The sequence below is a fragment of the uncultured Clostridium sp. genome, from assembly GCF_934754915.1.
In the GTDB taxonomy this organism is placed as follows: domain Bacteria; phylum Bacillota; class Clostridia; order Clostridiales; family Clostridiaceae; genus Clostridium.
Genome location: NZ_CAKVKB010000006.1, coordinates 66,002 through 73,459, shown reverse-complemented (window position 1 = coordinate 73,459; position 7,458 = coordinate 66,002). Strand labels below are relative to the sequence as shown.

The following is a 7,458-nucleotide window of genomic DNA, read 5'->3' as shown; positions in this document are numbered from 1 at the left end:
TTATAAAAAATTATAATGGTAAAACACGAATTAAAAACCAATGGTAAATTTTCTTAAATTAATGCACAAGTCAAGTATTTTAATTTAAAAAAATCGTAATTTTAAGTCATAAACAGGTATTACAAATAATTTATTTTTATAAAGTAAACTTCTTTCTTCTTCATATGTGAAAATAGACTTGTACATAAACTACCATCTATGTAACAAGTCTATTTATTGATTTAATCAGAAATTTTCATAAATCACTTGCAATTTATTTTTCTGTAAATTTCAAATTTACAATTATTATTTTGCTGCTACACTGAAAAATAGAGCTTTACCAACTTCAGTGGCCTTAATTTGTGATTTTACAAATGAAGCTGCTTTTGTATCATCACCATAAGTTGAATCAAATAATATTTGAAGACCCTGTTTGCTCTTGAATTTAAATGGCTTTTGACCATCAACTTCAATTCCTTCTACAATGTTTATTATGTCGTCTTGTCTTAATGCACAGTTTACTAATATCATATTTGTACCTCTTTTCATAATTTATTAAACCCTCTTACCACAGAAAGTTATTATTAAGTATTACATAATTTTTAAATTACATATCGTTATATGCTAAATATACCACATAAAGCATTATTTTTCAATTTCAATTTATATATAAAGTTATTTTTTTATAATGCAAAAAACATATCATATAAAAACGCCCATATAAATTATTTTTATTAATATATCAGCGTCTAAAATCGTATGTGCTTATATATTTGAATTAATATGCTATTTAATATTTTTAGTCAATTTAGTTTCTATAGTGACTCATAAATACTCTTAACACTATCAAAGACATATGTAGGTTTAAACTTGGAATTTATCAAATCATTTTTTTCTGCTTCACCAGTTAAAACGAGACATGTATCTATATTCATATTTATTCCACATAAAATATCAGTATATATTCTATCACCAATTATAATGGTTTCTTCAGCAGTGAATTTATATTTTTTCAAACATATATCTATTATAAAACTATTAGGCTTCCCCATATACAAAGGCTTTTTCTTTGTTGCATTTTCTATCATAGTGCACAATGATCCACAATCAGGAACATATCCAAAACTAACTGGACATACCAAATCAGGATTTGTTGCAATATATTCAATATCAGGATTTGTAATAAGAAGTTCACATATATTTTCAATTTTCTTATATGATGACTTTTGTTCCCAGAGCAATTGTTCCATCAATATCTAATAGAAATAACTTTTTATCTTTTAACATATTGCACTTCTTCCTTTCAAGAGTATTCATGAAATCTACAAATATATATTGTTCTGCTTCAAAATAAATATACTTTCATATAAAAATACCTTATATACTAGATTTTTTATTCTGAATATATAAGGTATTATTTTTTATTTTATTCATCTAAAGAATTGTCAAGCTATCTCTTGAAAATTTTATAATCCATAGGATTAACTTCAATCATTTCGTTAATAATTTCATTTTTCCCTGTAATTATATTTAAATACTCATGATTAATTTTTAGATCTATTTTTATTTTTTTATAAGTATTGTTTATTACAATCAACATTGTACTTTTTTTGTCTTTTCTAACAAAAGCAATTACATTGTCTTTGCAATAAATAGTTTTATAATCACCATAAATCAATGTTTTATTTTCTTTTCTTATTCTTATCATTTTTTTATAAAGCTCTAAAAGCTCAGAATTCTGTTTTTCATAATTCCAAATCATACATTTTCGTGATTGAGGTTCCTCTCCTCCAGAAAGTCCAACTTCATCACCATAATATATGTATGGAACTCCGATGTAAGTAAACTGAAATACTATAGCAAGTTTCATTCTCTCTATTTTTTGATTACATTCTGTTAAAAATCTTGATGTATCATGACTGCCAATCAAATTCCAAAGCTGTTTATTTATATCATCCATATAAATCACTCTGTTTTTTGCCAGAATATCGTCAAACTGCTCTGCATTTATACTTCTTTTACCAAAGAAATCTATCATGGCCCCTTTGAATGGATAATTCATTATACCGTCAAGCTGATCTCCCTTTAGAAAAGAACTTGCTTCATGCATTATTTCGCCTATTAAAATAGCATCGTCTTTTTTTTGTTTAATTTTCTTCTTAAAGTCTCTCCAAAAACAATGGTCAACTTCATCGCATACATCCAAACGCCATCCGTCAATTCCAATTTCATCAATCCAATAAGATCCAACATTTAATAAATATTCTTTTACTTCCTCATTAGAAGTATTGAATTTAGGCATGGTACTTATATCATCTGCAAATGTATAGTAATTGCATTTGTTAGTATCTACAGGATAACTATCTATAAAGTACCAGTTTTTATACTGGGATTTCTGCTGATTTTTCAAAACATCTTTAAATGCAAAGAAATCAGATCCAGAATGATTGAATACAGCATCAAAAACTATCTTTATTTTTCTTTCATGGCACTTGTTCACAAGTTCCTTAGCCTTCTCTAACGTTCCAAATTGAGGTTCAATTGTATAATAATCGCATGTATTATACTTATGATTTGATGAAGATTTGAAAATAGGTGTTAAGTAAATAAGATTTACACCAAGATTCTCTAAATAATCAAGCTTATCTATAATCCCTTGGATATCCCCTCCAAATTTAGAGGTTGCAGTTACTTCACTTCCCCATTCTAATGCATCTTCTGGATCAATGCTTTTATCTCCATCGCAGAATCTTTCAACAAAAATCTGATATACTACTGATTCCTGAAGCCAGTTTACTTTTTTATATGCATCACTCTCTGCAATATATGGATATTGAAAACTTGCGGCTTCTGGTCTGATTTCCATCTCCTTTTTAAAACCACGTTCATCAAAAAATTCCACTTCTCCATTTCTATCTGTAAGCTCAAAATAATACCTATATCTATTACGCTCAACTGATATGTCAGCTTTGTAATAATCAAATAATTTATTTGTATCACTTATTTTCATTTCTTTAATATAAAATGGGTTTTGCCAATCATATCTTGTTTTATAATGTATCTTACAGGATTTTATATCATCTTTTGCTGTTCTTATTATTACAGATAAAGTATTCAAATTTTTAGGATAAGAATACGGTGCATCTGTTACATGATATACTGCATATTTATTCACTTGTAATCCTCCATTTTCTATAACAACTATTAATAAAATATATTTCTATTCTTTAACTGCACCTGCAACAAGTCCTTTTGATATAAACTTTTGAATTGATACAAATACAATTGCAATAGGTACAGAAATTAATATTGAACAGGCTGAATACATTGGCCAGTCAGTTAATTTCCCTGAAGTAAAAGACTTCATTCCAACAACAACAGTAAGCAAATCCTTATTCTTGATAAGTGCAGCCGAGAAAACAAATTCACTATACACTGCAATAAAAGCAAAGAAGAAAATTACAACTGCCATTGATTTTGCAAGAGGTAATATTACTTTTGTAAACACCTGCCAGGTTGTTGCTCCATCAATCCTAGCCGCTTCTTCAAGTTCATTTGGAATCCCATCAATAAACCCTTTCATAAGCCATATATTATATGCACTTCCTGCACATAAAATAAGTGCTAAAAATAATAGATTATCCATTCCAAAAGGTATCTTATACGCAATTGAAAGTATGGCTGGTACTGTCATTGATGATGGGAACATTTGAAGAATTATTAGAAACATAAGCCATTTACTCTTTCCTCTAAATTTAAGTTTTGAAAATGCATATGCTGCTGGTATTGTTAATATAAGCTGTAGAAATCCCACTATTACAGCTACAAATGTAGTATTAATCATCCACTTGCTGAAACCTACTTCTACTGAAAATGCTTTAATATAATTATCAAACGTTATACTATCTGGAATTATATTTTTCTGCATAAAACTTGTACCAGTTGATAGTGAAGCCGTTATAATTGCAAATACTGGAAACATCAAAACTACTATAGAACATATTAAAAATACTCTTTTTATATTCAATTCCAATTTTGCTCTTTTACTCAATTTCCCTTTATATACTGTTTCAATTTTTCTCTTTTTTATATTAGTCACACTACATAAATTCTCATTAACCATTTTCTGCCTCCTTAAACTGACCTGAAGCTTTCATGTTAGCAAAAGATATTATTCCAATTATTACAAAAATAAGTATGGACATTGCTGCACCAAGTGCAAAATTTCCTTTACTAGTTGACATTTTATATGTTGCAGATCCTATAATATCAGTCCACCCTGCAAATGAAGAACCTGCCTTAGATGGGCCTCCTTCTGTTAAAAGATATGCAGCATTAAAATTATTAAAATTAAATGCAAAGTTTGAAATTAATAATGGATATGATACATTGCTTATTGAAGGAAGTGTTATATTCTTAAACTTCTGCCATCTTGATGCTCCATCAAGGTCTGCTGCTTCATAGTATGTGTCAGGTATAGACGATAAAGCACCAATACATACATTCATCATGTAAGGATAGCCTAGCCACAAATTTACTATTATTACTGCAATCCTTGCTGCCATGGGAGTTGTAAGCCATAATATAGGTTCCTTAATTAAGTTTATTTGAAGAAGCAATGTATTAATTGCACCATACTCACTATTGAATAAACCCTTGAATGATATTATTGTAATTGCTCCTGGAAGCGCCCAGGGTATTACTAGTAAAGCTTTATAAATAAAAGACTCTTTCATATTCTTGTCATCTAAAGCCATTGCAAATACTAATCCAATAATATATGCACCTAATGTTGAAATTACTGTAAAAACCAATGTCCATCCAAGAAGAGGAAAGAATTGATTCTTAAGTGGGCCAGTTAAAATCTGTTGAAATTGATATAATCCAACAAAATGCCATCCTTTTTCTGTTCCATAACCAAAATTCTGATTTTTAAGTGTGTAATCAGTAAATGCCATAAAAACAGTATATAATGTAGGCAGTACACTCAGTATTAATATGCTTATTAATGCTGGTGAAAGGTACTTATAGCTTTCAAGATTACTTTTTCTATTCTTCATACTCCTCACCTTACTTATTGTGAATTTAAATATTAACTATTTAGACATTTCAATTCCGTCTTTTACCCCCTGCTCTATATCTTTAGCTACAGTTGCTGCATCTTCACCATTAAATATCCTTGTTATATTTTTTAATGGTTCCCAAATACATTCTATTTCTGGAACATTAGGCATAGGAACTGAACTCTGAGCTTGTTTTATAAATGCCTGACTATATTCATTATTTTTAATTTCATCAACTTCAAGTTCAGATTTAATAACAGGAAGCCTATTCCCTACTTCATATAATTTCTTAGGTGAATTTTCAATTAGATATTTAAGAAGGTTCCACGAATCATCTTTTTTACTAGAATTACTGCTTACAAATGCAGATTGAACTCCCATAAATGTTTTAACATCAGAATTATTAATTTTAGGTATTGGAACTACGCCAAAATTTACTCCCGCATCTTTAAATCCGCTTACATCCCATGGACCTCCAATATAATAAATAGCATTACCAGATTTAAAATTACTATTTGCAATATCTGTTGTTATATCTGCTGGCATTAGTTTATCTTTTTGAACTAAATCCTGTAAAAATTTATATGCTTTAATTGCACCTTCATTATCAAGTCCTATATCACTTGTATCAGTTGTCCCATTTTTATTCCCAAAAACATAACCTCCATAACTCTGAACAAATGCTGCTGTATAATAAAACTCATTCATAGAAAACTGAAATCCTGAAGGTCCATATGCTTTTGCTTCTTCAACTAATTTTTCAATATTTTCTGGTACTTGTTTTATATTATCTTTATTATAAAATAATGCATATGTTTCCATGGATATTGGTACTGCATAATATTTGTTATCATAAGAAACTGCATCCCATACTGTGGAATTTACATAGTCTTCTTTATTTACAAAACTATCTGAAATCTCTTCAAGAAGCCCAGCTTCATGGAATGTTCCTAAATTATTATGTGCAATTCCAAAAACAATATCAGGTCCTTTTGATGAATTTGCAGCCTGCAAAAAATTTTGAAAATCTGAATTATCCTTAACTACTATAACCTTTTTATTATTTTCCTCAGCCCATTCCTGAGCTATTTTATCAACTTCTTCTACTTCATTATCCATTAAATATGACCATACAATTATTTCATCATCACTATTTCCATTAGCACTATTATTTTTGCTCCCACCACATCCATTTAAAAGCATCATACCAATAAATCCTGTAACAATTAATGATAGGAGTTTAAACTTCTTACTCACTTATCTCACCTTCCATTTAAAACTTTAATTTCTAGTAAACGATTGCAACCCTTACAAGATTATTATATCAACATACATTTATGAACTTTGTTTCTTATTAACATTTTTTATTTAAAATTAACCTTTTTTTCTATATGTTGTATAATATTAATATATATATAGAAATTTATCTTCAGCTAGTGGCATTTTATTATGATTAACATAAACTTTTAAGAAAATATATAATTTATAATTAAAATATTCTAAAGAAAGGAAAATGTATAATTACTCATATATTTTTAATATTGTGTATTATACAACAGGATAATTATGTACGATTCATACGACTCTGACAGCTATTTTTTTAATAATGAATTTTCATCTTTATTTCAGCAGAAAAACAAAGATGCAATAATATCAATTATATTAAAAAAACATAAAGATGAATTGAAAGAGAAATTCCTTCCGCTGTCTACAAAAAGAATAGATTTACTTATTTGGAATGTAATATATATACGTGAAATCATTAAGAACGGTTCAACAAAACAATTTCTTCATACTCTTTATAATAAATATTATAAAATTATCCAAACACTAAATACTTTATCTGATATGCAAAAAATAGAGCTAGATATGGCTAATACTTATCTAGACATACTAATAAATTCGGTAGAAGTTACAAACAATTTTATAACTAATAAAATATTAGCTTTTTTATATATTCATTTAGAAGAAACTTTCAATTTAGAAGCAATCTCTAAAGAATTAAACATATCAATTGGTTACATGTGTAAATGTTTTAAAAATAATATGGGTATTTCCATAATGAAGTACTTTAAAATCATAAAAATAAATAGAGCAAAAACATTATTAAAGAGTACAGATAAAAGCATTTTAGAGATTTCTACAAATCTAAGCTTTTGTGATCAGTGCAATTTTTCAAAGGTATTTAAAGAAATTGAAGGCATAACTCCAATTGAATATAGAAACCTCTATATTTAAAATATTTTTAATATGTTTAATTTATTTTTTGATACATATCCCTGAGCTGCTCCTTGTAATCAATTAATATTAAAACGTTTATAAAATTTCTTCTGATTTAATGTAAATTTATTATTAAAACTTATATTCTACAATAAATTAAGACAGCTATTATCCATATATAATGTATAATAGCTGC

Annotated in this window: 7 protein-coding genes; 1 reads left to right on the top strand and 6 read right to left on the bottom strand. The window is 27.7% G+C overall.

Annotation, left to right across the window (positions count from 1 at the left end; genetic code table 11):
- Positions 1 to 285 precede the first annotated feature (285 nt).
- From Q0F58_RS02370 to Q0F58_RS02345, 6 genes are all read right to left on the bottom strand, one after another.
- Complete coding sequence (locus tag Q0F58_RS02370; protein ID WP_294372055.1) at positions 286 to 510, bottom strand: hypothetical protein; 225 nt, start codon at positions 508 to 510, stop codon at positions 286 to 288.
- 284 nt (positions 511 to 794) lie between these two features.
- The gene (locus Q0F58_RS02365) at positions 795 to 1,220 is read right to left on the bottom strand and encodes an HAD hydrolase-like protein (RefSeq protein ID WP_294372053.1); all 426 of its coding nucleotides are present in this window, start codon (positions 1,218 to 1,220) and stop codon (positions 795 to 797) included.
- 209 nt (positions 1,221 to 1,429) lie between these two features.
- Positions 1,430 to 3,154, bottom strand: a complete 1,725-nt coding sequence (locus Q0F58_RS02360) for a glycoside hydrolase family 13 protein (protein WP_294372051.1) — start codon at positions 3,152 to 3,154, stop codon at positions 1,430 to 1,432.
- A gap of 45 nt (positions 3,155 to 3,199) precedes the next feature.
- Positions 3,200 to 4,102 carry a sugar ABC transporter permease gene (locus Q0F58_RS02355; protein WP_294372048.1) on the bottom strand — a complete coding sequence of 301 codons (903 nt, stop codon included), beginning with the start codon at positions 4,100 to 4,102 and terminating at the stop codon, positions 3,200 to 3,202.
- Positions 4,095 to 5,039, bottom strand: a complete 945-nt coding sequence (locus Q0F58_RS02350; protein ID WP_294372045.1) for a carbohydrate ABC transporter permease — start codon at positions 5,037 to 5,039, stop codon at positions 4,095 to 4,097. Before Q0F58_RS02350 ends, Q0F58_RS02355 begins: the two co-directional genes overlap by 8 nt.
- A gap of 36 nt (positions 5,040 to 5,075) precedes the next feature.
- Positions 5,076 to 6,299 (bottom strand): maltose ABC transporter substrate-binding protein, encoded by a 1,224-nt coding sequence (locus tag Q0F58_RS02345; protein ID WP_294372042.1) that lies wholly within the window; start codon positions 6,297 to 6,299, stop codon positions 5,076 to 5,078.
- 309 nt (positions 6,300 to 6,608) lie between these two features.
- Between Q0F58_RS02345 and Q0F58_RS02340 the strand changes: the two genes are divergently transcribed.
- A complete protein-coding gene (locus Q0F58_RS02340) occupies positions 6,609 to 7,280 on the top strand; it encodes an AraC family transcriptional regulator (RefSeq protein ID WP_294372038.1) in 672 nt (223 codons plus the stop codon).
- Positions 7,281 to 7,458 lie beyond the last annotated feature (178 nt).

Bases quoted from the DNA above. Each gene is read 5' to 3' on its own strand.
- Q0F58_RS02370 (WP_294372055.1), bottom strand. From the start codon at position 510: ATGATATTAGTAAACTGTGCATTAAGACAAGACGACATAATAAACATT.
- Q0F58_RS02355 (WP_294372048.1), bottom strand. From the start codon at position 4,102: ATGGTTAATGAGAATTTATGTAGTGTGACTAATATAAAAAAGAGAAAA.
- Q0F58_RS02350 (WP_294372045.1), bottom strand. From the start codon at position 5,039: ATGAAGAATAGAAAAAGTAATCTTGAAAGCTATAAGTACCTTTCACCA.
- Q0F58_RS02340 (WP_294372038.1), top strand. From the start codon at position 6,609: ATGTACGATTCATACGACTCTGACAGCTATTTTTTTAATAATGAATTT.